This is a genomic window from uncultured Cellulomonas sp. (assembly GCF_963527515.1).
Lineage (GTDB): Bacteria > Actinomycetota > Actinomycetes > Actinomycetales > Cellulomonadaceae > Cellulomonas.
This window is the reverse complement of sequence record NZ_CAURTV010000046.1, coordinates 1-24,834: the sequence shown is the minus strand read 5'-3', so window position 1 is coordinate 24,834 and position 24,834 is coordinate 1. Positions and strand designations below refer to the sequence as shown.

At 73.6% G+C, this 24,834-nt stretch carries 27 protein-coding genes; 12 read left to right on the top strand and 15 right to left on the bottom strand.

Translation table 11 applies throughout. From position 1 onward, the window contains the following. From RYN42_RS11905 to RYN42_RS11895, 3 genes are all read left to right on the top strand, one after another. On the top strand, positions 1–1,244 hold a 1,244-nt coding region (locus tag RYN42_RS11905; RefSeq protein WP_315096364.1), incomplete at its 5' end, for an FtsX-like permease family protein. Positions 1,245–1,278: 34 nt separating this feature from the next. After that, complete coding sequence (locus RYN42_RS11900) at positions 1,279–2,277, top strand: ABC transporter ATP-binding protein (protein WP_315096368.1); 999 nt, start codon at positions 1,279–1,281, stop codon at positions 2,275–2,277. Beyond that, complete coding sequence (locus tag RYN42_RS11895) at positions 2,274–2,966, top strand: ABC transporter ATP-binding protein (RefSeq protein ID WP_315096362.1); 693 nt, start codon at positions 2,274–2,276, stop codon at positions 2,964–2,966. The genes RYN42_RS11900 and RYN42_RS11895 overlap by 4 nt, the downstream gene beginning before the upstream one ends. 10 nt (positions 2,967–2,976) lie before the next feature. Here RYN42_RS11895 and RYN42_RS11890 read toward each other — a convergent pair whose 3' ends face one another. Continuing rightward, entirely contained in the window at positions 2,977–3,597 is a 621-nt protein-coding gene (locus RYN42_RS11890) for a class I SAM-dependent methyltransferase (RefSeq protein ID WP_315096361.1), read from the bottom strand. A 58-nt stretch (positions 3,598–3,655) separates the two neighbouring features. Here RYN42_RS11890 and RYN42_RS11885 point away from each other — a divergent pair, with 58 nt between their 5' ends. After that, a complete protein-coding gene (locus tag RYN42_RS11885) occupies positions 3,656–4,117 on the top strand; it encodes a MarR family transcriptional regulator (protein ID WP_315096360.1) in 462 nt (153 codons plus the stop codon). 42 nt (positions 4,118–4,159) lie between these two features. On the opposite strand, the gene RYN42_RS11880 is transcribed toward RYN42_RS11885, so the two are convergent. Together RYN42_RS11880 and RYN42_RS11875 are read right to left on the bottom strand one after the other, a co-directional pair. After that, entirely contained in the window at positions 4,160–5,527 is a 1,368-nt protein-coding gene (locus RYN42_RS11880; protein WP_315096358.1) for a PhoH family protein, read from the bottom strand. A 285-nt stretch (positions 5,528–5,812) separates the two neighbouring features. Then, positions 5,813–6,574, bottom strand: coding sequence for an isoprenyl transferase (locus RYN42_RS11875; RefSeq protein ID WP_315096356.1), 762 nt, complete (start codon positions 6,572–6,574; stop codon positions 5,813–5,815). A gap of 225 nt (positions 6,575–6,799) precedes the next feature. Here RYN42_RS11875 and RYN42_RS11870 point away from each other — a divergent pair, with 225 nt between their 5' ends. Continuing rightward, positions 6,800–7,513 carry a hemolysin III family protein gene (locus RYN42_RS11870; protein ID WP_315096355.1) on the top strand — a complete coding sequence of 238 codons (714 nt, stop codon included), beginning with the start codon at positions 6,800–6,802 and terminating at the stop codon, positions 7,511–7,513. 4 nt (positions 7,514–7,517) lie between these two features. Here RYN42_RS11870 and RYN42_RS11865 read toward each other — a convergent pair whose 3' ends face one another. The 3 genes from RYN42_RS11865 to mca are packed head-to-tail and all read right to left on the bottom strand — an operon-like array spanning position 7,518 to position 9,543. Continuing rightward, positions 7,518–8,351 carry a carbon-nitrogen hydrolase family protein gene (locus tag RYN42_RS11865; protein ID WP_315096353.1) on the bottom strand — a complete coding sequence of 278 codons (834 nt, stop codon included), beginning with the start codon at positions 8,349–8,351 and terminating at the stop codon, positions 7,518–7,520. Continuing rightward, entirely contained in the window at positions 8,348–8,674 is a 327-nt protein-coding gene (locus RYN42_RS11860; RefSeq protein WP_315096350.1) for a hypothetical protein, read from the bottom strand. Before RYN42_RS11860 ends, RYN42_RS11865 begins: the two co-directional genes overlap by 4 nt. Next, entirely contained in the window at positions 8,671–9,543 is an 873-nt protein-coding gene (mca, locus tag RYN42_RS11855; protein WP_315096348.1) for a mycothiol conjugate amidase Mca, read from the bottom strand. The genes RYN42_RS11860 and mca overlap by 4 nt, the downstream gene beginning before the upstream one ends. A 181-nt stretch (positions 9,544–9,724) precedes the next feature. Here mca and RYN42_RS11850 point away from each other — a divergent pair, with 181 nt between their 5' ends. After that, a complete protein-coding gene (locus RYN42_RS11850) occupies positions 9,725–10,135 on the top strand; it encodes a DUF4307 domain-containing protein (protein ID WP_315096345.1) in 411 nt (136 codons plus the stop codon). A gap of 284 nt (positions 10,136–10,419) precedes the next feature. Then, positions 10,420–10,905, top strand: a complete 486-nt coding sequence (gene greA / locus RYN42_RS11845; RefSeq protein ID WP_315096343.1) for a transcription elongation factor GreA — start codon at positions 10,420–10,422, stop codon at positions 10,903–10,905. 54 nt (positions 10,906–10,959) lie between these two features. Here greA and ilvA read toward each other — a convergent pair whose 3' ends face one another. Genes ilvA through RYN42_RS11830 form a run of 3 tightly spaced genes read right to left on the bottom strand, consistent with a single transcriptional unit; the run spans position 10,960 to position 14,698 of the window. Then, positions 10,960–12,162, bottom strand: coding sequence for a threonine ammonia-lyase (ilvA, locus tag RYN42_RS11840; RefSeq protein WP_315096341.1), 1,203 nt, complete (start codon positions 12,160–12,162; stop codon positions 10,960–10,962). Continuing rightward, positions 12,159–13,469, bottom strand: coding sequence for an AI-2E family transporter (locus RYN42_RS11835; protein WP_315096339.1), 1,311 nt, complete (start codon positions 13,467–13,469; stop codon positions 12,159–12,161). Before RYN42_RS11835 ends, ilvA begins: the two co-directional genes overlap by 4 nt. Beyond that, positions 13,466–14,698 carry a cystathionine gamma-synthase gene (locus RYN42_RS11830; RefSeq protein WP_315096337.1) on the bottom strand — a complete coding sequence of 411 codons (1,233 nt, stop codon included), beginning with the start codon at positions 14,696–14,698 and terminating at the stop codon, positions 13,466–13,468. Before RYN42_RS11830 ends, RYN42_RS11835 begins: the two co-directional genes overlap by 4 nt. 191 nt (positions 14,699–14,889) lie before the next feature. On the opposite strand from RYN42_RS11830, the gene msrA reads away from it, so the two are divergent. Beyond that, a complete protein-coding gene (gene msrA, locus RYN42_RS11825) occupies positions 14,890–15,558 on the top strand; it encodes a peptide-methionine (S)-S-oxide reductase MsrA (protein ID WP_315096335.1) in 669 nt (222 codons plus the stop codon). 238 nt (positions 15,559–15,796) lie between these two features. On the opposite strand, the gene RYN42_RS11820 is transcribed toward msrA, so the two are convergent. Beyond that, on the bottom strand, positions 15,797–16,084 hold the full coding sequence (locus RYN42_RS11820) for a SelT/SelW/SelH family protein (protein WP_315096334.1): 288 nt from the start codon (positions 16,082–16,084) through the stop codon (positions 15,797–15,799). 90 nt (positions 16,085–16,174) lie between these two features. Here RYN42_RS11820 and RYN42_RS11815 point away from each other — a divergent pair, with 90 nt between their 5' ends. After that, the gene (locus RYN42_RS11815; RefSeq protein ID WP_315096366.1) at positions 16,175–17,014 is read left to right on the top strand and encodes a CPBP family intramembrane glutamic endopeptidase; all 840 of its coding nucleotides are present in this window, start codon (positions 16,175–16,177) and stop codon (positions 17,012–17,014) included. A gap of 9 nt (positions 17,015–17,023) precedes the next feature. Continuing rightward, positions 17,024–18,268: a D-arabinono-1,4-lactone oxidase gene (locus tag RYN42_RS11810; protein ID WP_315096332.1), complete on the top strand. Its 1,245-nt coding sequence runs from the start codon at positions 17,024–17,026 to the stop codon at positions 18,266–18,268. 58 nt (positions 18,269–18,326) lie between these two features. On the opposite strand, the gene RYN42_RS11805 is transcribed toward RYN42_RS11810, so the two are convergent. From RYN42_RS11805 to RYN42_RS11795, 3 genes are read right to left on the bottom strand one after another with little or no spacing between them, the layout of a single operon-like run. After that, positions 18,327–19,241 carry a transglutaminase-like domain-containing protein gene (locus RYN42_RS11805; RefSeq protein WP_315096330.1) on the bottom strand — a complete coding sequence of 305 codons (915 nt, stop codon included), beginning with the start codon at positions 19,239–19,241 and terminating at the stop codon, positions 18,327–18,329. Between the two features lie 33 nt (positions 19,242–19,274). After that, positions 19,275–20,099, bottom strand: a complete 825-nt coding sequence (locus RYN42_RS11800) for a MerR family transcriptional regulator (protein WP_315096329.1) — start codon at positions 20,097–20,099, stop codon at positions 19,275–19,277. Positions 20,100–20,157: 58 nt separating this feature from the next. After that, the gene (locus tag RYN42_RS11795; RefSeq protein ID WP_315096328.1) at positions 20,158–20,565 is read right to left on the bottom strand and encodes an FKBP-type peptidyl-prolyl cis-trans isomerase; all 408 of its coding nucleotides are present in this window, start codon (positions 20,563–20,565) and stop codon (positions 20,158–20,160) included. A 109-nt stretch (positions 20,566–20,674) separates the two neighbouring features. Between RYN42_RS11795 and RYN42_RS11790 the strand changes: the two genes are divergently transcribed. Beyond that, the gene (locus RYN42_RS11790; RefSeq protein WP_315096327.1) at positions 20,675–21,544 is read left to right on the top strand and encodes an alpha/beta hydrolase; all 870 of its coding nucleotides are present in this window, start codon (positions 20,675–20,677) and stop codon (positions 21,542–21,544) included. Then, positions 21,537–22,124, top strand: a complete 588-nt coding sequence (locus RYN42_RS11785) for a TetR-like C-terminal domain-containing protein (RefSeq protein WP_315096325.1) — start codon at positions 21,537–21,539, stop codon at positions 22,122–22,124. Before RYN42_RS11790 ends, RYN42_RS11785 begins: the two co-directional genes overlap by 8 nt. Before the next feature lie 110 nt (positions 22,125–22,234). Here the strand turns inward: RYN42_RS11785 and RYN42_RS11780 are convergent, their stop codons facing one another. Next, positions 22,235–23,260, bottom strand: a complete 1,026-nt coding sequence (locus RYN42_RS11780; RefSeq protein ID WP_315096323.1) for an acetylxylan esterase — start codon at positions 23,258–23,260, stop codon at positions 22,235–22,237. Between the two features lie 44 nt (positions 23,261–23,304). After that, a complete protein-coding gene (locus RYN42_RS11775) occupies positions 23,305–24,690 on the bottom strand; it encodes a cystathionine beta-synthase (protein WP_315096322.1) in 1,386 nt (461 codons plus the stop codon). Between the last annotated feature and the right edge of the window lie 144 nt (positions 24,691–24,834).

Genomic DNA, 24,834 nt, shown 5'->3' with positions numbered 1-24,834 from the left:
CCACCGTCCTCGTGGCGCGCGCCCTGCCGGCGACGCTGCGCCGCGTCTCCCGGCTGGCCGCCCGCCGGCGCGGGCTGGTCCCCGTGATCGCGACCGCCCGGGCGGGACGCACCGCCGGCACCCGCATCCCCCTGCTGACCCTCACGATCGCCGTTGCGCTGGTCGTGTTCTGCGGCACGACCGCCGTGACGGTCACCGCGGGACAGGACACGGCCGCGGACATCGTCGTGGGAGCCCAGGTCCGCATCGACGGCGAGCTCGACCCCGCCCTGGTCGACGCGCTGCGCGAGGCCCCGGGGGTGACCGCCGTGGCCGGGGCCACGGTCCGGAGCGGGCGGACGTTCGGACGGTCGAGCGGGGTCAAGGCGCAGCTGCTGCTCGTCGACTCCGCCGCACTCGCGCAGATCCTCGCGGCCCACGGTCGCGCGGCGGACCCCGGCCTGACCGCGCTCGGGTCCGCGACCGGTGACGACGTCCCGGCGCTGATCTCGCCGTCGCTGCAGAGCACGGCCGCCCTGGTGCCGCCCGCCGTCATGGGTGCCGCGGCGTTCGTCGACGTCCGCGTGGTGGGCAGCCTCGAGCACCCGCCGTTCCTCCCGACGCGCTCCTCGAGCCTCTCCGACGCCAAGGGCGTGGTGCTCGCCGACCGGGCGGTGTACGAGGCCGTCTCGGGCGACACGGTGAGCGCGACCACGACCTGGGTGGACGGGCCGGGTGCGGTGGCAGCCGTCCGCGACACCGGTGTGGCCGACGAGGGCGGGGTCACCGTGACCGACCGCGACGGGTGGCTGAGCACCTGGCGGGCGTCGCCGCTCAACGCCGGGCTGCTGGCGCTGCTCGTCGCCACGGGTCTGGTCCTGGCGGGGTACGCGGCGCTCGGGCTGGTGCTCACGGTGGTGGCGACCAGCCGCGAGCGCGGCCGCACCCTGTCGGCGCTGCGGACGCTCGGCCTGGACGCGCGCACCGCGCGCGCCATGACGTTCGGGGAGCTGGCTCCGCTGGCCCTCGCCGCCGTGCTCGCGGGGACCGCGATCGGCATCGCGGTGCCGTGGGTGCTCACGGGCGCGCTCGGGCTCGACCTGCTCACCGGCCATCCGGACGCGACGTCGTTGCAGGTCACCTGGGTCCCGATCGTCGGTGCGGCCGCCGTGGTGCTGGTCGCCCTGGCGGTCGCCGTGGCGGTCGAGTCGGCCGTCCGGCGGCGGGACAGGCTCGGCGAGGTGCTGCGGGTGGGCGAACGATGAACGGCACGACGCGACGGAGGCACCGATGACGGTCATGCAGGACGAGCCCACCCTCGGCGCTCTCGAGGAGCGCGCCCGACAGCGCCCGGGGGCGTTCGGCGAGCACGCGCTGATCGTGTGCGACTCCCTCGTGCGCATCTACCAGTCCGAGGGCGTCGAGGTGCAGGCCCTGCAGGGCCTGGACCTGCTGGTCGAGGACGGCGAGCTGGTCGCGATCGTCGGGGCCTCCGGCTCGGGCAAGTCGACCCTGCTGTCCGTGCTCTCGGGCCTCGACGTCCCGACGGCGGGCAAGGTGCGCGTCGGCCCGTGGGACCTCATGGCCATGACGAGCGCCCAGCGGGTGGCGTACCGGCGCTCCATGGTCGGGTTCGTCTGGCAGCAGACCGCCCGCAACGTGGTGCCGTACCTGAGCGCCACCGAGAACGTGGCGTTCCCCATGGCGCTGGCCGGGGTCCGCCGCAAGGAGCGCGACCGCCGGGCCACCGAGCTGCTCGACGTCCTCGGGGTGGGCTACTGCGCCGACCGCCGACCGGGCCAGATGTCCGGCGGCGAGCAGCAGCGGGTCGCCATCGCGGTCGCCCTGTCCAACTCCCCACGGGTGCTCTTCGCCGACGAGCCCACCGGGGAGCTCGACTCCGCCACCTCGCACGACGTGCTGGAGGGGCTGCGGACCGTCAACCGCGAGCTGGGCACCACGGTGGTCGTCGTCACGCACGACCCGGGGGTCAGCGAGCACGTGCAGCGCACTGTGGCCATCCGCGACGGGCGCACCAGCTCGGAGACCGTGCGGCGCACGCACACGCGTGAGGACGGGACCGAGCACGTGGTCAGCGAGGAGCTCGCGGTGCTCGACCGGGCGGGCCGGGTGCAGCTGCCCCGCGAGTACCGGGAGGCCCTGAACCTGGTGGGCCGGGTGCGGCTGGCGCTCGAGGAGTCGCACGTCTCGCTCTGGCCGGACCGGCCGGTTCCGCACACCGCACCGCGGCCGCCGGGACGGCACTCCGCCCGCACCGACGAGGAGGCCGGCGCATGACCGTGCCCAGCACCGAGCCCGTCGTCCGGGTCGAGCACGTCAGCCGCACGTACGGCTCGGGCTCCGCGGCCGTCCACGCCCTGCGCGACGTCTCGTTCACCATCGCGCCCGGCGAGCTGGTCGCCCTCGTCGGCCGCTCGGGCTCCGGCAAGACGACCCTGCTCAACGTCGTCGGCGGTCTGGACCGGCCCGACGAGGGCCGCGCGGTCGTCGACGGGCGCGAGGTGTCGTCGCTCGACGAGCGTGGTCTGGTCGAGCTGCGGCGCGACGTCGTCTCGTTCGTGTTCCAGACCTTCGGGCTCGTGCCGGTCCTGTCCGCCGCGGAGAACGTCGGAGTGCCGCTGCGGCTGCGCAAGCTGCCCACCAAGGACCGTGAGGCGCGGGTGCAACTGCTGCTCGACCTGGTGGGCCTGGGACCGCACGCCCTGCAGCGGCCCGGGGAGCTGTCCGGCGGCCAGCAGCAGCGGGTGGCGATCGCCCGGTCGCTGGCCAACTCCCCGCGCCTGCTGGTGGCCGACGAGCCCACCGGTCAGCTGGACACCGAGACCGGCACCGCGGTGATGGCCCTCATCCGCGCGGTGGTCGAGGCCGAGGGGATGACGGCGATCGTGTCCACGCACGACCCGCTCATGGTCTCGCTGGCCGACCGCGTGCTGCACATCGCCGACGGGCGGCTGGTGGAGGGCTGACGCCCGGCGTTCAGACAGGACGCAGCACGAGGCGACCGACGGGGTTGAGCCACGACGTGCGGGCGAGCCGCCGCTCGCGCACGACGGACGTGCCCGTCCCGAGCGACGCGGCCACGATCTCCTCCTGCGGGAGCACCCACCGCATGTCGTAGACCCACGCCTGGCCGCCGGGTCGCACCACCCGTCGGACCTCCCGCAGGCCGGCGTCCACGTCGGCCCAGTGGTGCTGGCTGAGGGTGGACACGACGACGTCGAAGGTGGCGTCGGGCCAGGGCAGCGCCGCGACGTCGGCCACCGCGAAGGTGACGCCGGGGGTCGCCTTCTGCTGTGCCCAGGCGATCATCTCGGGCGAGACGTCGATCGCGTCGATCAGGAGCCCGGGAGCGGACGCGGCGATGCGACGCGGCATCGTCCCGGGTCCGGTGCCGACGTCGAGCACGCGCGCTCCGTCCGAGAGCCGCAGGGCAGTGACGTCCCGGGCGACCCGACGGTAGAGCCGGCCCGCCGCCAGGCGACCGGAGACGCGCTCGTACCGGCCCGGGTCGTTCATCGGCCCCATCCCGTGGCCGTGCGGGGTCAGGCGGCCGTGCAGGCGGCCGCGCCCGCGCTGGTGGTGCTCCGTGTCGGTCATGAACGTTCTCCTCTACAGTTGTGCATCACAACTCTCATGAGGACAGTAGGCGCAACAGTTGTACAACACAACCTTTCCCGACGACGACCTCGGCCGGTTCTTCCAGCAGCTCGCGCGCAGCAGCGGCTTCCTGGAAGCGGTCCAGTCGTCCCACGAGCACGCCGGCGTGCGGCTGTCGATGTCGGAGACGTTCGCGCTCGGAGAGCTGGCGTCGGCCGGCTCCCTGTCCCAGCAGGAGCTCGCCGAGCGCCTCGGGCTGGAGAAGAGCACGGTCAGCCGGCTCGCCGCCGGCATGGAGGGCCGCGGCTGGCTGCGCCGCGAGCGCCACCCCGACAACCGGCGCCTCTACCGCCTGGAGCTCACTGAGGAGGGGCGCGACGTCGCGGACCGTGTGGGCTCGGAGCTGCGGGAGCACCACGGCCGGCTGCTCGCACGCCTGACCGGGGAGGAGCGGCACGCGCTCCGCGTCGGGCTCGGCGCCCTGGTCCGGGAGCTCGACGGGGCGCACAGGCACGGCTGACCGCCCAGGCCCCGCCTGCGCGGAGCCCGGGCGTCCGGCCGGTCAGACCTCGATGCCCTCGAGCAGCTCGGTGACGAGCGCCGCGACGGGCGAGCGCTCCGAGCGGGTGAGCGTGATGTGCGCGAACAGCGGGTGCCCCTTGAGCGCCTCGATCACCGCGGCCACCCCGTCGTGCCGGCCGACCCGCAGGTTGTCGCGCTGGGCCACGTCGTGCGTCATCACGACGCGCGAGCTCTGCCCGATGCGGGAGAGCACCGTCAGCAGCACGTTGCGCTCGAGCGACTGGGCCTCGTCGACGATCACGAACGCGTCGTGCAGCGAGCGCCCGCGGATGTGGGTGAGCGGCAGGACCTCGAGGATGTCGCGGTCCATGATCTCCTCGACGACCTCCTTGGACACCAGCGCGCCGAGGGTGTCGAAGACGGCCTGCGCCCAGGGGTTCATCTTCTCGTCGGCGCTGCCGGGCAGGTAGCCCAGGTCCTGGCCGCCCACCGCGTACAGCGGCCGGAACACCATGACCTTGCGGTGCTGCCGGCGCTCGAGCACGGCCTCCAGCCCGGCGCAGAGGGCCAGCGCCGACTTGCCGGTCCCCGCCCGCCCGCCGAGGGAGACGATGCCGATCTCCTCGTCGAGCAGCAGGTCGATCGCGATCCGCTGCTCCGCGCTGCGCCCGTGCAGGCCGAACACGTCCTGGTCGCCGCGCACCAGCTGCACGTGCTTGTCCGCGGTCACCCGACCGAGCGCCGAGCCGCGCGGGCTGTGCAGCACCACGCCCGTGTGGCAGAGCATGTCGTTGGGGCTCTGGTTGCCGCCCTCGAACCCGGTCGCGACGTCCGCCAGCGCGATCGTCTCGTGCTCCCAGAGCGCCGCCATCTGCTGCTCCGCCAGGTCGAGCGCGTCCATCCCGGTCCAGCCGGAGTCCACGGCCAGCTCGGCCCGGTACTCCTCGGCGCACAACCCGAGGGCGGAGGCCTTGACCCGCATGGGCAGGTCCTTGGAGACGACGACCACGTCGCGTCCCTCGGCCGCGAGGTTGGCCGCGACGGCGAGGATCCGGGTGTCGTCGTCGCCCAGGCGGAAGCCCGCCGGCAGGATCGTGACGTCGGAGTGGTTCAGCTCGACCCGCAGGGTGCCGCCGTCGTCGTTCAGCGGGATGGGGGTGTCCAGGCGGCCGTGCTCGATGCGCAGGTCGTCGAGCATGCGCAGGGCGGCGCGCGCGAAGTAGCCGAGCTCCGCGTGGTTGCGCTTGGCCTCGAGCTCCGTGATGACGACGACGGGGAGGACCACGTCGTGCTCCGCGAACCGCAGGATCGCCCGCGGGTCCGAGAGGAGCACCGAGGTGTCGAGCACGTGGGTCTTGCGGCCTTCGGCCACGTCCAGCTGGGGGTCGTGCTGCGCCTTGCTGACCACGGCAGGCTCCCTCCGGCGCTACGTGCGCCGCGACGGGCACCGGACGCCGGCGTCCTGCCAGAGCAGGACCACGCACCGACGGACGGCGACGGGACGGGGGCGGTCGGCCCCTCCGGGAACGAAGGGCCGGTTCCGACCCTCCTCCCGGAGCGGATGCTCCATGGGCTGGCCTCCCGGGGACAACGGTCGCTGTCCTCTACCTGGGAACCTAGGCCCGGCACGTGGGGCGTCCAGCGCGACACGCGCGCGTGTCACATGACGTTCACATGGCCACCGGGTGAACCGTCAGCGCCCGCCCCGGCGCTCTCGGGCGGCGTACGCGCGGACGGCCCGCAGGAAGTCGACCCGCCGGAAGTCCGGCCAGTACGCCTCGCAGAAATAAAACTCCGAGTGCGCGCTCTGCCAGAGCAGGAACCCGCCGAGGCGCTGCTCCCCCGAGGTCCGGATGACCAGCTCGGGGTCCGGCTGCCCCTTGGTGTACAGGTGCTCGGCGATGTGCTCGACGTCGAACGCCTCCGCCAGCTCGTCGAGGCTCGACCCCGCGTCGGCGTGCTCGCGCAGGAACGACTTGACGGCGTCGGCGATCTCGCGGCGGCCGCCGTACCCGACGGCGATGTTGACGTGCAGCCCGACGACGCCGGCGGTGGCGTCCTGGGCCGAGACGAGCGCCTTGACCGTGTGGTCCGGGAGCAGGTCCAGCGCCCCGACGGCCTGGATGCGCCAGCGTCCCGTGGCGGCGAGCGTGCCGACCGCGTCCTCGATGATCGCGAGCAGCTGCTCGAGCTCGTCGGCGCCGCGGGCGAGGTTGTCGGTGGACAGCATCCACAGGGTCACCACCTCGACCCCGACGTCCTCGCTCCACTGCAGCAGGTCCGCGATCTTGTCCGCGCCCGCCTGGTGCCCGTGCCGCGTGGACTCCCCCACGCTGCGCGCCCAGCGCCGGTTGCCGTCGAGGATCACCCCGACGTGGCGCGGGAGGCCGTCCTTCGGGAGCGACGCCGCCAGCTGGCGTTCGTACAGCCCGTAGAGCGGGTTGGGCAGACGCACGCGCACTCCTCGGGTCGGGCGACGGGACCCGCTCACCGTACTCGCCGGGCGGTGCCCGCGGATGCGGTCCGGGCGGTCGCGGGACCATCGTCACCGGTCGCTCGCGGACCGCGCGCGGTACGTTCACAGGGCGCTCCCCGCACCCCGGGGAGCGGTCGACACTCCTGGTTACGCTGGCGTAACCTACGGTGTCGTAGGTTCCGCAGACGAAAAGAGATCCGCTCCATGAGCTCGTCCTCCGTGCCCACCTCGGGCGAGCCCGGCACGCACGAGGAGACCGGCCTGGTCGAGCGGGTGGCCGACGCCGTCAAGCCGCACCTGCGGGGCTGGATCCACGCGGGCGTCACGCCGTTCGTGATCGTCGCGTCGATCGTGCTCGTCGTGCTCTCCCCGACGCCGACGGCGAAGTGGTCCACGGCGGTCTTCGGGATCACCGCGGTCATGCTGTTCGGTACCAGCGCGGTCTACCACCGCGGCCGCTGGTCCCCGACGACCTCCGCCGTGCTGCGCCGGCTGGACCACACCAACATCTTCCTCATCATCGCGGGCACGTACACCCCGCTCGCCCTCCTGCTGCTGCCCGGGAGCACCGCCCGCACGCTGCTGGTCGTCGTGTGGACGGGCGCGCTGATCGGGACGCTGGCGCGCATCTTCTGGCTGGGTGCGCCGCGCTGGGTCTACGTGCCGGTCTACGTGGCGCTCGGCTGGGTGGCCGTGTGGTTCTTCCCGTCGTTCTACCGCTCCGGCGGGCTGGCGATCCTGCTGCTCATCGCCGGCGGAGGCCTCGCCTACACGGTCGGCGCGATCGTCTACGGCACCAAGCGGCCCAACCCGAGCCCCCGCTGGTTCGGGTTCCACGAGATCTTCCACGCGCTGACGGTGATCGGGTACGGCAGCCACTACGTCGCCGTGTCGATCGCCTCCTACGGCTCCGCCTGAGCGCTCAGCGCAGCGGCACGACCCCGTACCGGCGGTTGGCCAGCGACGGGTTCTGCTCCCGGACCCGCAGCAGCGCCGCGCCGTCCAGGTCCACCGTCCGTACCTGCGGCTGGTCGTCGAGCTCCAGCCCGACGACGCCGTCCGGCGCCACGACGAGCGAGCGCCCGACGACCCCCCGGCCGGCCTGCCCGACCGCCACCACCGCGGCGGTGTTCTCGATCGCGCGCGCGATCGCCAGCGTCCGCCAGTGCATGGCCTTGAGCTCCCCGGCGGCCCACGCGGCGGGGACCACGAGCACGTGCGCGCCGGCGTCGACCAGCCGGCGGGCCGACTCCGGGAACCGCAGGTCGTAGCAGGTCAGCACCCCGAACGTCAGGCCGCCCACCTCGAGCACGAGCGGCGCGGCGTCGGCGGGGCCGGGGACCAGGCGGTCGGACTCGCGCTGGCCGAACGCGTCGTAGAGGTGCACCTTGCGGTAGACGCCCACCAGCGCGCCGGCGCCGTCGACCGCCACGACCGCGTTCACCGCGCGACCGTCGGCGTCGTCCCCGGGCAGCGTCGTCCCGGCCAGGACCGCGACGCCCGTGCTCCGGGCCCGCGCGCGGAGCATCGTGACGAACGGGCCGTCCAGCGGCTCCGCGTGCTCGGCACCGACCCCGCGCGGGTCGAACCCCGAGGCGTACTCCGGCACCACCAGCAGGTCCGCACGCGTGCGGGCCGCGGTGCGGAACGCGTCCTCGACCACCTGCCGGTTGGCCGTGTGGTCGTCGCTGACCTGCAGCTGCGCCACGGTGACCCGCACCGACGGGCGCTGCGGGGGCGCCGGGGCGTCGGTCACGGCCGGGTACCGCCGGGGCGATCGCCGTCAGGCCGGTCGCCGTCGGGCACGGGGCCCACCTCGAGGTCGGGCCCGGCCGCGCCGGTGTCGACGAGGCCCGGGTCGGTCGGGGAGTCGTCGTCGAGCCCCAGCGCCTTGGCGCGGCGGTCCACCACGCGCAGCTGCTTGGTCAGCGAGAGGAACAGGAACACGACCGCGATCGCGAGCGCGAACGTGAACACGAAGCCGAGGAAGCCGGGCGAGCCCAGCGGCGTGCCGTCGATGGACACGTCCGACGGGGACGGGCTGGGGCTCGGGGTGGCCGCGAGCAGGGCGGGGATCACGGGCGCAGCCCGGCGAACAGGTCGTCCTCGGGCAGGTGCACCGGCACGCGCGCGACGGCCAGCTCGTACTCCTCGGTGGGCCACTGCGCGACCTCGAGCTCCCGCGGGACCGCGAAGAAGAAGCCGTCCGGGTCGATCTGCGTGGCGTGGGCGCGCAGGGCGTCATCGCGCTGCGGGAAGTACGCGGAGCACTCGATGTGCGTCGTCACCTCGCGCTCGGGCACCTCGCGGGCCTGCCGGGAGTCGAGCCAGTCACCGAACGGGGACTCGCGGCCGGCCGCGACGATCGCGTCGTGGACCGCCCGCATCCGGGCCAGCGAGAAGCCGTGGTTGTAGTACAGCTTGGACGGTGCCCACGGCTCGCCCAGACCCCGGTAGCGCTCCGGGTCGCCAGCGGCCTCGAACGCCTCCACGGACACGCGGTGGCACATGACGTGGTCGGGGTGCGGGTAGCCGCCCGACGGGTCGTACGTGGTGATCACGTGCGGCCGGAACTCGCGGACCAGCTCGACCAGCGGCGCCGACGCCACCTTGAGCGGGACGAGCGCGAAGCAGCCTTCCGGGAGCGGCGGCAGGGGGTCACCCTCGGGCAGCCCGGAGTCGACGAAGCCGAGCCAGCGGTGCTGCACGCCGAGCGCCTCGGCCGCTGCCGCCATCTCGTGCCTGCGGTACTCGCGCATGCCGTCCAGCCCGCCCTCGACCGGGGGGTGCTGGGGGTTGAGCACGTCGCCGCGCTCCCCGCCGGTGCACGAGACGACGAGCACGTCGACGCCCTCGGCCGCGTACCTCGCCGTGGTCGCCGCGCCCTTGCTCGACTCGTCGTCGGGGTGGGCGTGCACCGCCATCAGGCGCAGCCGCTCTCCGGTCACGTCGGGCCTCCCGTCGGTCGCCCGCCGATGGCCCGCCGGGACCGCGGGGTCGCGGTCCGCTCGGCACGGGCGGGTGGCGGGACGAGAGACAATGATCGCGCACGTGGCGCCCGCGTCGCGCCACCACCCACGCCGTACCGCCGCCCACCTCGCGCAGATGCGTGAGAGCTCGAGGAGTCCCGTGACCGAGTCGCCCACCCGACCGCCCGCCGGGCGCTACGGTCCCGAGCGCACGGCCGCCTCCGCTCGTCGCGGCCGGGTCGCACTCGTCGTCGTCGCGGTGCTCGGCCTCGCGCTGGCCGTCTGGATCGGCCTCACCCAGGCGGGCCGGCCGGTGTCCTTCACGGACGTCGGCTTCCGCGTCGACGGGTCGCGCTCGGTCGACGTGACGTTCGAGGTGACCAAGCCGAAGGAGTCGACCGTGCGCTGCACGGTCACGGCACTGTCGCAGTCCTACGCCGAGGTCGGGGTGCGCACGGTCGAGGTGGGTCCCGCCGACGCGGCGGACCGGCGCGTGACGGTCACGGTGCAGACCACCGAGCTGGCCGTGAGCGGCACCGTGGACGGCTGCGAGCTGGTCGACGCGCCCTAGCGTCGCGGCTCGCCACGCGTCCCTCGCGGGTGGATCCTGCGTCTGGTCGCCCGCCCAGTTGCTATCCTTGTCGTTTCGACGCCGCCCCGGTCCGTCGCCATCACGGGTCGACACGACTGGTCGACGCGACCGAGAGGGAACGGCGCAGCACCCCTGAGCACCCCCTCAGTACCCCGATTTCCGGACGTGTCCTCGGAGACGCCCGGCCGAGCGGACTGCCGAGCGCGGCCGACTGGCAGCGCAGCACGGGCACGTCCGGCACACACGTCAGGAAAGGAGCGATCGTGACCGATACGACTGCGGCCACATGGTTGACCCAGGAGGCCTACGACCGCCTCACGGCCGAGCTCGCCCACCTCGAGGGCGCGGGCAGCGCCGAGGTCATCGAGCGCATCGCAGCCGCACGCGACGAAGGTGACCTCAAGGAGAACGGCGGCTACCACGCGGCTCGCGAGGAGCAGGCCAAGCAGGCCGCCCGCATCCGCGAGCTCAAGGAGAAGCTGCGCAACGTCCAGATCGGGACGCCGCCCGACGACGGGATCGTCGAGCCCGGCATGGTCGTGACCGCCCTCGTCGGAGGCGACGAGATGGTCTTCCTGCTCGGCTCGCGGGAGATCGCCGGCACGTCGGACATCGAGGTCTTCTCCCCGACGTCCCCGCTCGGCGCGGCGATCCTCGGCACGAAGGTGGGCGACTCGACCTCGTACACCGCCCCAAACGGCCGCGAGATCACGGTCGAGATCACGGACGCGAAGCCCTTCGCGGGCTGACCCGCGCGCCATCGACGAGGCGCCGCCCCACCGGGGTGGCGCCTCGTCGGCGTCTCAGCCGTCCGTCAGCCGGTAGCCGGCCTCGCGCAGGTGCGCCAGGACGAACTCGCAGTGGTCCGGTCCCTTGGTCTCCACCTGCACCACGATGGCCACCTCGTCCAGCTGCAGGTCCCCGACGGTGCGCGCGTGCGAGACGTGCATGACGTTCCCGCCCGTGTCCGCCAACGCCCGCAGCAGGTCCGCGAGCGCGCCCGGGGTGTCGTCGATCCGGACCTGCAGCTGCAGGAACCGTCCCGCCGACGCGAGCCCGTGCCGGACCACCCGCATGAGCACGAGCGGGTCGATGTTCCCGCCCGACAGGATCGCCACGACCGGCCCCTCGAGCGGGCCGACGCCGGCCATCAGCGCGGCCGCGGCGGCCGCACCCGACGGCTCGACCAGCATCTTGGCGCGCTCCGCCAGCAGCAGCAGGGCGCGGGACAGGTCCTCCTCGGAGACGCACTGCACCTCGACCCCGTGCGAGGAGAGGATCTCGAACGGCACGGTGCCGGGCGTCCCGACCGCGATGCCGTCGGCCATGGTCCGCAGCTCCGGCGCCCGGACCGGGTGCCCCGCGGCCAGCGACGCCGGGTACGCGGCCGCCCGAGCGGCCTGCACGCCGATCACCCGGACGTCCGGCCGCAGCTCGGCCAGCGCCGCGACGACGCCGGCGGCCAGCCCACCACCGCCGACGGGCACGATCACCGTCCGCACGTCAGGCACCTGCTCGACGATCTCGAGCGCGATGGTGCCCTGCCCCGCGACGACGTCCTCGTGGTCGAACGGGTGGATGAGCACGGCGCCCGTGCGGTCGGCGTACGCGCGCGCGTGCTCCAGGGCCTCGTCGACGCTGGCCCCGACCAGCTCCACGCGTGCGCCGTAGTCCCGGGTGGCCGCGATCTTGGGCAGCGCGGCATCGGCCGGCATGAAGACGACCGCGGTCAGACCGAGCATCCGGGCCGCGAGCGCGACGCCCTGCGCGTGGTTGCCGGCGCTCGCGGCGACCACCCCGCGCGCCTGCTCCTCCGCCGAGAGCCGGGCCATCCGCACGTAGGCGCCGCGCAGCTTGAAGGAGCCGGCGCGCTGGAGGTTCTCGCACTTGAGCCAGACCTCGGCGCCGCACACCTGCGAGAGAGCGCGGCTGAGCTGCACCGGGGTCAGGTCCGCCACACCCTCCAGCAGCGCGGCGGCCGCGCGGACGTCCGCGAGGCCGGTCACCGCGGGTCAGGCGTCGGGCCGCCGGGCTCTCCCGCGTCCTTCGCCTCCGTGCCCGCCGTCGGTACGGGCGGCTCCTGCTCGGCGCGCTCGCTGAGCTCGGCCTGCGTCGCGACCCGCTCCGACGTCGCCTCTGCCACCTGCGCGATGGAGCGGTCGAGCACGGGATGCCCTCGGCCGCGGACGGGCACGTGGTCGCTGATGCCCAGCTGCGGGAACTTGTCGTGCCCGTGCAGGTACAGCAGCACGGTGTTCAGGGTCGCCGCGATCGGCACCGCGAACAGCGCGCCCACGATCCCCGCGACGAACGACCCGGCGGCGACCGACAGCAGCACCGCCACGGGGTGCAGCGAGACGGCGTGCCCCATGAGGAAGGGCTGCAGGACGTGGCCCTCGATCTGCTGCACGGCGATGACGACGACCAGCATCCAGATCGCGGACGCCGGGCCGTTGGACACCAGCGCCACGAGGATCGCGACCGAGCCGGTCACCACCGCACCGACGATCGGGATGAACGACCCGAGGAAGACCAGCACCGCCAGCGGCAGGGCCAGCGGGACCTGCAGGATCAGCGCGCCGAGCCCGATGCCCACGGCGTCGACGCCCGCGACCAGGATCTGCGTCCGGGTGTAGGCGCCGAGCGTGACCAGCCCCCGCCGACCGGCCTGGTGGACGTGCTCGCGGGAGCCGCGCGGCAGCAGCCCGACCACCCACGCCCAGATGGTGCGACCGTCGAGCAGGAAGAAGAAGGTGCAGAAGAGGGCGATCAGCGAGCCCGCGGCCACGTGCCCGACCGTCGTGGTGGCGTGCAGCGCACCGGTGACGAGCTCGGAGCTGCCGCCGCTGAGCGACCCCTGGATCCGGTCGGTCCACTCGGCGATGTCGGCGGACGAGAGCTGCAGCGGCCCCTCGGCCAGCCACGTGGTGAGCCGGTCGATGCCCTGCGCGGCCTGGTCCCAGAGCTCGCCGAAGCCCTTGACGATCGACCGCCCCGCCAGCGTCAGCAGGCCGCCGACGAGCGCGAGCAGCCCGAAGACCGCCACCAGGACGGCGGCACCCCTGGGCAGGCGCGGCACCCGCTGGAGCCAGCGGACGAACGGCGTGAGCAGCACCGTGAGCAGCAGGGCCACGGCGATCGGGACGACGACCACCTTGAGCTGGCTCAGCAGCCAGAGCAGGACCGCCAGCCCGGCCCCGATGAGCAGCAGCCGCCAGGACCAGGCGGCGGCGTTCTGCACGGACGGCGGGACGGGGGGACCGCCCCGCTGCGGTCCCTCCGGCAGCACGCGCGTGCCCGTCGGGGCGCTCACGCCTGACGTCCGGCGGCCAGGGCCGCGTCGAGGTCGGCCACGAGGTCGGCGACGTCCTCGATGCCGACCGACAGGCGCACCAGGTCGTCGGGCACCTCGAGGACCGTGCCGGCCACGGAGCCGTGCGTCATCTTGTGCGGGTGCTCGATCAGCGACTCGACGCCGCCCAGCGACTCGGCGAGCGTGAACACGTGCGTCGCGGCGCACACCGCCAGCGCGGAGGCCTCGCTGCCCGTGCGGAACGAGATCATCCCGCCGAAGCCGCTCATCTGCCGCGCCGCCACCTCGTGCCCGGGGTGGCTCTCCAGGCCGGGGTAGATCACCGACGTCACCGCGTCGTGCGCCACCAGGAAGTCGGCGATCGCGCGGGCGTTGCTCTCGTGCCGGTCCATCCGGACCGCGAGCGTCTTCAGTCCGCGCAGCGTCAGCCACGCGTCGAACGGTCCGGCCACCGCGCCCGACGCGTTCTGGTGGAACCGCACCGCGTCGGCGAGGTTGGTCGTGCCGGTCGGTCCGTCCAGGCCCACGGGCAGCTGCGCGCCGTCGCCGACCACGAGCGCTCCCCCGACGACGTCCGAGTGCCCCCCGACGTACTTGGTGGTCGAGTGCACGACGACGTCCGCGCCCAGCGCGAGCGGCTGCTGCAGGTAGGGCGTCGCGAAGGTGTTGTCGACCACCAGCAGCGCCCCCGCCGCACGCGCGTGCGCGGCCAGGACGGCGATGTCGGCGATGCCCAGCAGCGGGTTGGTCGGCGTCTCGACCCAGACGACCTTGGTGCGGCCCGGCTGGATCGCCGCGACCACCGCGTCCGGGTCGGACAGGTCCACCGGGGTGTGCTCGATCCCCCACGGGCCGAACACGCGCGCGATCAGGCGGTACGTGCCGCCGTAGGCGTCGTTCGGCACGACGACGTGGTCACCCGGTCGCAGGGTCGCGCGCAGCAGCGTGTCCTCGGCGGCCAGGCCGGACGAGAACGCGAAGCCGGCCGCGCCTCCCTCGGCCGCCGCGAGCGCGGACTCCAGCGCGGTACGCGTCGGGTTGGCGGACCGCGAGTACTCGTACCCGCCGCGCAGCCCTCCGACGCCGTCCTGCTTGTAGGTGGAGGTGGCGTAGATGGGCGGGACGACCGCCCCGGTGGTGGGGTCCGGGTCCTGACCTGCGTGGATGGCGCGGGTCGAGAAGCCCGCGGAGGCCCAGTCGTCGTCGTGGGGGCGCGCGTGGTTCGTCACGGGTCCAGGCTAGGCGCTCGCGACGCAACCGCCCTCTGGTGCGCTGCGGGTCATGAGATGGTGCGGTCTCGGTCAGGTATGGGTTCGGTCAAGGAATTCCCACATCGGCGGGAACACGGACCGGCTGCGTACCGTTGCAGATCCCGGGAGGACCCAGGTGACCAACCGGGCTCCCGGAGAGGATCACGACCATGAACTGGCTGTTTGGTTCCGCCCTCAAGACCACGATGGTGGCCCCCGAGAAGGCCCTGCCCGGACGCGACCGCTACGCCTACCCGATCCCCACCACCCACACCGTGCTGGGCACACCGCTGCAGGGCCCGTGGCCCGAGGGCACCGAGGTCCTGTACGTGGCGATGGGCTGTTTCTGGGGTGCCGAGCGCACCTTCTGGACGATCCCCGGCGTCGTGACGACGGCGGTCGGCTACCAGGGCGGGTTCACGCCCTTCCCGTCCTACGAGGAGACCTGCACCGCCCTGACCGGGCACACCGAGATGGTGATGGTGGCGTACGACCCGTCGGTCGTGTCCGCCGAGGAGCTGCTCCGCACCTTCTGGGAGTCGCACGACCCGACGCAGGGCTTCCGGCAGGGCAACGACGTCGGTACGCAGTACCGCTCGGCGGTCTACACCACGACGCCCGAGCAGGAGCTCGCCGCGCGCACCACGCGCGACGAGTACCAGCCGCGACTGACCCGGTCCGGGTTCGGCGAGATCACCACGGAGATCCGTCCCGCGCAGGACGCCGGGCCGTTCTACTACGCCGAGGGCTACCACCAGCAGTACCTCGACAAGAACCCGAACGGGTACTGCGGCCTCGGCGGCACCGGGGTCTCCTGCCCCCGCCCGACCGGCGCCTGATGCACGGGCGGGTGACCGACGCGCCCCCGTCGTCGGTCACCCGCCCGCCATGGGGCCGGCAGGAGTCCCCCGTGATCCCAGCCGGCCGCCCGCGGCGTCGTTCTTGGCGGACCGACCGGGTCGCTCTCCCCTGCCGGTCCGCCGCGAACGTATCGACGCCCGACCCGACTCGTCCACAAATGTCCATCCGGCGCTGGACCGCGGTCCACCTGCACAGACGTCCATCTCGGCCCGCTGCTCAGCCCTCCGCGACGCTGTCCGAGTGCCCGAGCGGCTTGTCCGGCGCCACGAGGTCACGCACGAGCCGCTTGAGCGCCGGCAGCTCGGGGAAGCCGCCCTGCTCACCCCGGTCCCAGAGCAGCACGCCGTCCACCTCGACCCGGAACACACCCCCGGTCGACGGCCGCAGCGCCACCTCCCCGAGCTCGCGGTGGAACGTGGTCAGCAGCTCCTGCTGGTACCAGGCGGCCCGCAGGAGCCAGCGGCACTGCGTGCAGTACGTGATCGCGACGCGAGGGAGGTCCATGGCGCAAGTCTCGCCCAGGGGCCGACCAGCAGACAGACTGCACCGGTGACACCGAACCCTCCGCCGCACACCAGCGACGTGGCCGACGGCATCGACGCCGACGTCCCCGCGGTCAGCCAGGACCGGCCGACCGTGCAGGCCGTGGGCCGTGTCCTCGCCGCCGCCCTCGTCTGCGGCGCGGCGGTCCTGCTGTTCGCGGTGCACGTGCGCCCGCTCGGCTACGTCCCGCTGGCGCTCGGCGTCGCGCTGGGCCTGGTCGTGGACCGGCGGCTGGGGCGGGACCTGACGCTCATCGCGCTCGGTCAGGCGATCATCAGCACGATCTCGCTGAAGGCCGACCTGTCGAACGCCGGCATGCTGCGGTTCACGCTCGCGCTCGGGCTGGCGGTGATCGTCCCGACCCTGATCTCCAGCCGGGTGTTCCACGACGACAAGATCCACTTCCCCGTCCGCACGGGCCGCCGCTGGGACCGCTGGCAGGCGCTGTACCTGGTGGCGGTGGCGATCGCGGCGTACCTGATCCTGCCGGCGTACTTCCTGGGCTCCGGGGTGTGGCGCAACTGGCCGGACCTCGACGGCACGGGGGACGTCGCGCGGCTGTTCCTCGGGGTCAACGCGGTGGGCATCTGGGACGAGCTGTTCTTCATCTGCGTGGTGCTGGCCCTGCTGCGGCCGCACTTCCCGTTCTGGCTGGCCAACCTCCTGCAGGCGACGGTGTTCGTGTCGTTCCTGTGGGAGCTGGGCTACCGCGAGTGGGGTCCGCTGCTGACGGTGCCGTTCGCCCTGATCCAGGGCTGGATCTTCCGCCGGACCACGTCGCTGACGTACGTCGTGGCCGTGCACCTGCTGTTCGACCTGGTGGTGTTCCTGGTGCTGGTGCACGCCCACGACCCGAGCCTGTTCGACGTCTTCGTCACCGGTGGGTCGTAGGTTGGCACCGTGACGCTGACGAACTGGGCCGGCAACTACACCTATCGCGCGGAGGTCGTGCACCACCCCGGCACGGTCGAGGAGCTGCAGGAGCTGGTCGCGGGAGCGAGCCGGATCCGAGCGCTGGGCACCCGGCACTGCTTCAACGACATCGCCGACGGACCCGCCGTGCTGGTGGCCCTCGACGGCCTGGAGGCGGCGCCGGAGATCGACACGGACGCCCGGACGGTCACGGTCACGGGCGGCACCCGCTACGGCACCCTCGCGCAGCACCTGCACCCGGCGGGCTGGGCGGTGCACAACCTCGCATCGCTGCCGCACATCTCGGTGGCCGGGGCGGTGGCCACGGCCACGCACGGCTCGGGCGACCGGAGCCGGAACCTCGCCGCCTCGGTGGCCGCGCTGGAGCTCGTCGGCCCGGCCGGCACCCTGCGGACCGTGCGCCGCGGCGACGACGACTTCGCCGGCTCGGTCGTCGCCCTCGGTGCCCTCGGCGTCGCCACCCGCGTGACGCTCGACATCGAGCCCACCTACGACGTCGCGCAGGAGGTGCACCTCGACCTGCCCTGGGCAGCCGCACTCGAGCACCTGGACGAGATCACCGGCAGCGCCGACTCGGTCAGCCTCTTCACGGACTGGACCGGGGACACCGTCGCGCAGGTCTGGCGCAAGACGCGGGTGACGGCCGGCTACGCGCTCCGCGACGAGCTGTTCGGCGCGACCCCGGCCGACGGTCCCCGCCACCCGCTACCGGGCATCGACCCGGTCAACTGCACCGCGCAGCTGGGCGAGCCAGGCCCCTGGCACGACCGCCTGCCGCACTTCCGGATGAACTTCACGCCGAGCAACGGTGACGAGCTCCAGTCCGAGTTCCTGGTCCCGCGCGTGCACGCCGTCGCGGCCCTGGAGGCCATGCGCGCGCTGAGCGACCGCATCGCGCCGCTGCTGCAGGTCACCGAGGTGCGGACCATCGCCGGCGACGACCTGTGGCTGTCCACGGCGCAGGGCGGCGACCGCGTCGGGCTGCACTTCACGTGGCAGCCGCGGCAGCCCGAGGTCGAGGCGCTCCTGCCGACGATCGAGGCCGCGCTGGCCCCGTTCGACGCGCGCCCGCACTGGGGCAAGCTCTTCGCCGACGAGCACCGTGACCTCGCGCGGCTCTACCCGCGCTGGGACGACTTCCGGTCGCTCGTCGCCCGCACGGACCCGGACGGCGTCTTCCGCAACGCCTTCCTCGACCGCCACGTCCTCTAGACCCGCAACGTCCGAGCATCCGAGCGCCAGGACGCTCACTTCCTCGGACGTTGCGCGTCTACGACCGCCAGCGGTTGACTCTCGCCTCCAGGTCCGCGTCCCCGACGCGGCCGGTGGGCGACAGCGTCGTGACGCGTGCTCCCGGCCGCAGGCGTGGCTCGTTCGCGTACAGGCGCTCCAGGGCGGCCTGCGCAGCCGCATCGCCGGCGTCGGCGGCGACGAGCAGCTCCGCGACCTCGTCGGCCAGCCGGTCCAGCTCGTCGGCGGGCGTCGGCGTCTCGGGCACGGTGTCGCCCCACACGTCCCAGAGCAGGAGCTCGTCCCGCTGCCGGTGCGCGAGCTCCATCACGACGTACCCGCGGACGAACTCGCGACCGCAGAGGAACGGCAGGGACGGGTCGACGCCGTAGCTCGACGCGTCCAGCCCGTCACGACGGTGCGCCAGCCAGACCTCCGCCGCCGTCTCGAACGGCGCCCCCAGGCCGGTCGCCATGTCGTGGGAGTCGAACCCGAACCAGTTCTCGGCCATGTCCAGCTCAGGGTCGAACCGCACCCAGCGCGACCCGTCCCAGTACTCGCCGACGACGTGGTCGTGGTGGAACCCGGGCCGGAAGTACCCGGAGAAGCCGACCCTGCTGCGCGCGGGGATCCCGTGCTCGCGCAGCACCCCGACGGCGACCAGGGTGTGGTCCCGGCAGCACCCGGCAAGCTGCTGAGCGGGCTCCCGGGACGCGGCGAGGGGAACCGCGGAGCGCCGCTGCGACTCCTGCAGCAGGTCGGCCAACCAACGCAGGTCGATGTCCGCGTCCTGCCCCGGGACCAGCTGGTCCGCGCCACCTCGGTAGTGGATGACCACCGAGCAGGCGGCGTCGTGCAGCGACCCGGGGTCGGTGGCCACGGCGGCGAGCAGGGGCGCGTGCGGGCCGGGGTACGAGAAGCGGCTGTGGGTGGCGTAGTCGGCGAGCTCAGACATGCGGCCAGCCTGGGGCCTGCCCCAGGGGCAGGGTCAAGCCACCGGCCGGGCGACGTGGACGACGACGCCCTCGTCGGACCACGGCACCGGGTAGATCTCGCGCTCGGGGGCCCCGTGCGTGTGCCCTCCCGACGCGAACCAGGTCTCCAGCGCGACGTACGCGCCGATGATCTCGGGGTACCGGCAGTCGGCAGCGGTGACCGGGACGTACGCCAGGGTCTGCGCGGGCTCCTCCCGCAGGGTGACAGCGCCAGCGGGAGCGATCGCGCCCTCGTACGGCACGCAGGTCTCGATGGGCCCGTCGCCGTCGAAGCCCACCGCTCCGTGGAACAGCACCCAGAACTCCGGCCCGTGCGCGGCGCCACCGGCGTCGAGGAACGCGCGCAGCTCCACGACGTCCGAGGTGAGCGACGCCACCAGGTCCTCCTGCAGCACGTGGTGCCGGACCGAGGCCACCGTCCGCGCGCCCGCGCGCTCGACCACGACGTCGTCCACCCCGAACCGGCCGGTCCGGGCGGGTCCGTCCGGCTCGCCGAGCGAGCGGAGCACCAGGTCGAGCTCGGGCCCACGCTCGGTGAGCTCCCGCTGCCGCCCGTCCCACCACGACCGGATGGCCGCCGCCTGACCGTCGTGCGTCGCAAGCACTCCCGCGATCGTGCCGAGCGGCATCTCGAGCCGCCGCAGCAGCGAGATCGTGTGCGCCCGCTCCAGCTGGTCGAGGCCGTAGAACCGGTACCCGCTGCCCGGATCCACCCGGACCGGCTGCAGCAACCCGCGGGCGTCGTACAGCCGCAGGGCCTTGAGCGACAGCCCGGACCGCCGCGCGAACTCGCCGATGGTCACCTCGCCGCCCGCCACGGGCCGAGGATAGCGACGGCCCCCTCCGCCTGAGGCAGAGGGGGCCGTCACCGGACGATCAGTTCGAGGTGCCGACGATGTCGACCACGAAGACCAGCGTGTCGCCGCCCTTGATCCCGGCCTGCGGCACGCCACGGTCGCCGTAGCCCAGGTGGGACGGGATGGACAGCAGCACGCGCGACCCGACCTGCTGGCCGACCAGGCCCTGGTCCCAGCCGCCGATCACGGCGCCGACACCGATCGGGAAGCTGATGGAGGAGCCGCGGTCGTACGAGTTGTCGAACACGCCGCCGTTCCAGGCCTGACCGAGGTAGTGCACCTCGAGGTCGTCACCGGCCTCGACCAGGGCGCCGTCGCCGCGGGACAGGACGAGGACCTCGAGCTCCTCGGACGCAGCCGCGTCGGGGAAGGTCAAGGTCGGCTTCTGGCCGAAGGAACCCGAGACCTCGGGCAGCGCTGCGGACATGGAGAACTCCTTCAGTGGATGACAGTGCCCGCCCATCTTGCCAAGCGAGACCGACAGACGCCGAACCGAGGGGTTGACCACGTTGGCTAATGGCATTAGCTTTCTTCCTATGACAATTATCCAGCACCTGCAGCGCCCCGAGGGACGGATCGCCTACACGGTGGAGGGGCCCGCCGGTGGCCCCCTCGTCGTCCTCATCCCGGGCATGGGTGACCTGCGCAGCACGTGGCGCGAGCTCACCGGACCGATCGCCGACGCCGGCCACCGCGTCGCGGTCCTGGACCTGCGCGGCCACGGCGACTCCGACACCACGTTCTCCACCCACGGCGACGTCGTGACCGGGCAGGACGCGCTCGCGCTCGTCGAGCACCTCGGTGGTCCCGCGGTCCTCGTCGGCAACTCCATGGGCGCGGGGGCCGCCGCCTGGGCCGCCGCCGAGCGTCCCGACCTCGTCGCCGGCCTCGTGCTCACCGGCCCGTTCCTGCGCGACCCCGCCCTGCCCGCCGTCGCAAGGGTCGCGATGCGCGGCCTCATGCGCGCCCTGTTCGCCCGCCCGTGGGGCGGCGCGGTGTGGGCCTCCTACTATCGCGGCTACCTCAACCGCGGCACCAAGGCACCGTGGCTCGACGAGCACGTCGCGGACCTGCGGGCCGCGATGAAGGACCCCGCCCACCTGCGCTCCTTCCGCCACCTGTCGGTGCAGCTCACGCACGCCCCGGTCGAGGCACGCCTGGGGGAGGTGGTGGCGCCGGCCGTCGCCTTCGTCGGCGCGATCGACCCGGACTTCCCCGACCCCGCGGCCGAGGCGGACTGGCTGCGCAGCGTGCTCGACGGCGAGGTCGTCGTCGTCCCCGGCGTCGCCCACTACCCCCAGAACCAGGCGCCCGAGGTCGTCGTCCCGCACACGCTCACGTTCCTCGCCGCCGTGCCCCGCGACACGGCCGGTCGGTTCCAGGTGCGTGCGGACGCCCGTGCCTAGAGCGGGGCTCGACCGCGCGGCCGTCGTGGCACTGGCCCTCACGGTGGTGGACGAGGGCGGGCCGACGGGCTTCGCGGACCTCACGCTGTCGGCCGTCGCGGCGCGGGCGGGAGTGGCCGTGCCGAGCCTCTACAAGCACGTCGCGGGCCTGCCGGCGCTGCGCCGCGAGGTCGCGCTGGCCTGCATCGACGACTTCGGCCGCGCCCTGGCCGCCGTCCGCGCCGAGCGCTCGGGCGCCGAGCTGCTCCCTGGCATGGCGCGGGCGATCCGGGACCTCGCGCGACGCGTGCCCGGTCGCTACCAGGCGGTCCAGGGCGCGGCGTGGGTGCACGACCCGGATGCGGTCGCCGTCCGCGAGGCGAGCGTCCGGGTGATCGGCCACATCGGCGACGCCGTCACCGCGCTGGGCGTCCCGGACGAGCGCCGGATCGATGCCATCCGCGCCGTGCGCGCCGCGGTCCACGGCTTCGTCGTCCTGGAGCTGGAGGGTGGCTTCGGCATGCCCGACGACGTCGACGTGAGCTTCGACTTCCTGGTCGCGGGCCTGGTCGGCGGCCTGGAGCGCCTCAGCGCGTCCTAGCCGAGGGCCGCGAGCGTCGCGAGAACGCGAGATCGCGGGTTCCGCACGAGATCGAGGGTGCAACCCGTCGATCTCACACCGAACCCTCGATCTCGGGGCGGTGAGCGGGGTCAGGGAGCAGCCCGGCCGACCGTGGCCGGCACCGGCTGCTCCGCCAGCACCCCGCGCAACCAGCGCAGCTGCCGGTCCACCTGGTGTGCCTGGCCGCCCTCGTGCTGGTTGTAGGCGTACACCTCGATCGCGGTCTGCGGACGGGCGCCCGTCAGTCCCGCGTAGTGGTTGTACGCCGCGAACACGGTGGACGGCGGGCAGGTCTGGTCCCGCAGTGCGACCGAGAACAGCGCGGGTGCGGTCGCACGCCGGGCGAGGTGCACCGCGTCCAGGTACGACATGGTCCGCAGGACGGTGGCCTCCTGGTCGCGGTGCACCGCGAGGTACTGGACCAGCTCGCCGTAGGGGAACGCGTCGGTGATCGCCAGCGCCCGCGGGTAGTGGCAGAGGAACGGCACGTCCGGCAGCACCGCGACGAGGTCGTCGGTCAGCCCCGCGACCGCGAGCGCCAGCCCGCCGCCCTGGCTGACCCCGGCGACGGCCACCCGCGCGGCGTCGACCCCCGGCAGCGCCCGGACGGCGTCGACGGCACGCACGGCGTCGGTGATCAGCCGCCGGTAGTAGTGGTCGTGCGGGTCGAGGACGCCGCGCGTCATCACACCGGGTGACGCCGGCCCGGACCCGGCCGGGTCCGGCGTGTGCCCGCCGTTGCCCCAGCCGGAGCCCTGCCCGCGCGTGTCCATCACCAGGTGCACGTACCCGGCGGCCGCCCAGGTCAGCCGCTCGTGCGCGAACCCCCGCCCGCCGCCGTACCCGATGAGCTCGACCACCGCGGGCAGGTCCCCGGCCACACCGGCCGGCCGGGTCACCCAGGCCTTGATCGGGTGCCCGCCGAACCCGGCGAACGTCACGTCGAACGCGTCGATCACCGTCAGGCCCGTGTCCACCGGGACCACGGAGAGCGCCAGGTCGTGGGATCTCGACGACGCGAGCGTCGACGCCCAGAACTCGTCGAGGTCCGCCGGCTCGTCCAGCTCGGGCAGGTAGCGCTCGAGCTCGGACAGGGGCAGGTCGAACAGGGCCATCGTGCTCCTTCGCAAACGGCGGACAGCGTTTCCCGGGCAGCAACCTACCGCGCGAGGAACCCCAGCAGGTCGTGCCGCGTGAGCACCCCGACGGGCGAGCCGTCGTCGACCACCATGAGCGCGTCCGCCTTCTGCAGGGCCGACCGCGCCGACTCCACGGACTCCCCCGAGCCGATCAGCGGCAGCGGCGCCGACATGTGCCGGTCCACCCGGTCGGACAGCTCCGCCTCGCCCGAGAACACCGCGTCCAGCAGCTCGCGCTCGCTCACCGCACCGGCCACCTCCCCGATCTTCACGGGCGGCTCGGCGCCGACCACCGGCATCTGGGAGACGCCGTACTCGTGCAGGATCTCGATGGCGTCGCGGACCGTCTCGTTCGGGTGCGTGTGCACCAGGTCGGGCAGCGTGCCGGTCTTGGTGCGCAGGACGTCGGCCACGGTGGCGCCCTCGTCGGCGGCCAGGAACCCGTACGAGCGCATCCAGGAGTCGTTGAAGATCTTGGACAGGTAGCCGCGGCCGCTGTCGGGCAGGAGCACGACGATCACCGCCGCGGCGGCCGCCTCCGGGTCCGCCTCCTGGAGCCGCCGGGCGTACCGCAGGGTCGCCTCGACCGCCATGCCGCACGAGCCGCCGACCAGCAGGCCCTCCTCGCGCGCGAGCCGCCGCGTCATCGCGAAGGAGTCGGCGTCGGAGACGGCGATGATCTCGTCGGGCACGGTCGGGTCGTACGCGGTCGGCCAGAAGTCCTCACCGACGCCCTCCACCAGGTACGGACGCCCGTCGCCGCCGGAGTACACCGAGCCGGCCGGGTCGGCGCCGATGACCACCACGCGCCCGTCGGACACGTCGTGCAGGTAGCGCCCGGTGCCCGTGATCGTCCCGCCGGTGCCGACGCCCGTGACCATGTGCGTCACACGACCGTCGGTGTCCGCCCAGATCTCCGGGCCGGTGGTCTCGTAGTGGCTGGCGGGCCCGTTCTGGTTGGCGTACTGGTTCGGCTTCCAGCCCCCCGGGATCTGCTTGGCCAGCCGGTCGGACACCGAGTAGTACGAGGCCGGGTGGTCGGGCGCGACCGCGGTCGGCGTGACCACGACCTCCGCCCCGTAGGCGCGCAGCACGTCGCGCTTGTCCTGGCTCACCTTGTCCGGGCAGACGAAGACGCAGCGGTAGCCCTTGCGCTGGGCCACCAGGGCGAGGCCGACGCCGGTGTTCCCGCTGGTCGGCTCCACGATCGTGCCGCCGGGCTGGAGCTCCCCGCTCGCCTCCGCGGCCTCGATCATCTTCAGCGCGATGCGGTCCTTCACGGAGCCGCCGGGGTTCATGTACTCGACCTTGGCGAGGATCGTCGCCGTCAGGCCGGCCGTCACGGTCGTGAGCTGGACCAGCGGGGTGCCGCCGACGAGCTCCGAGATGTGCTTCGCGTACTTCACTGTCCTGCGCTCCCATGGATGGCGGGGTCGGGCGGACGCACGTCGGGCCCGGGGGGGTCCGTACGCGCCCCCCGGCCCCCGGGAGGCCGGTGTTAACCCGGGGACGCGGCCCCCCGGGTAAACGAAATACCCCCCCGCGCGGGG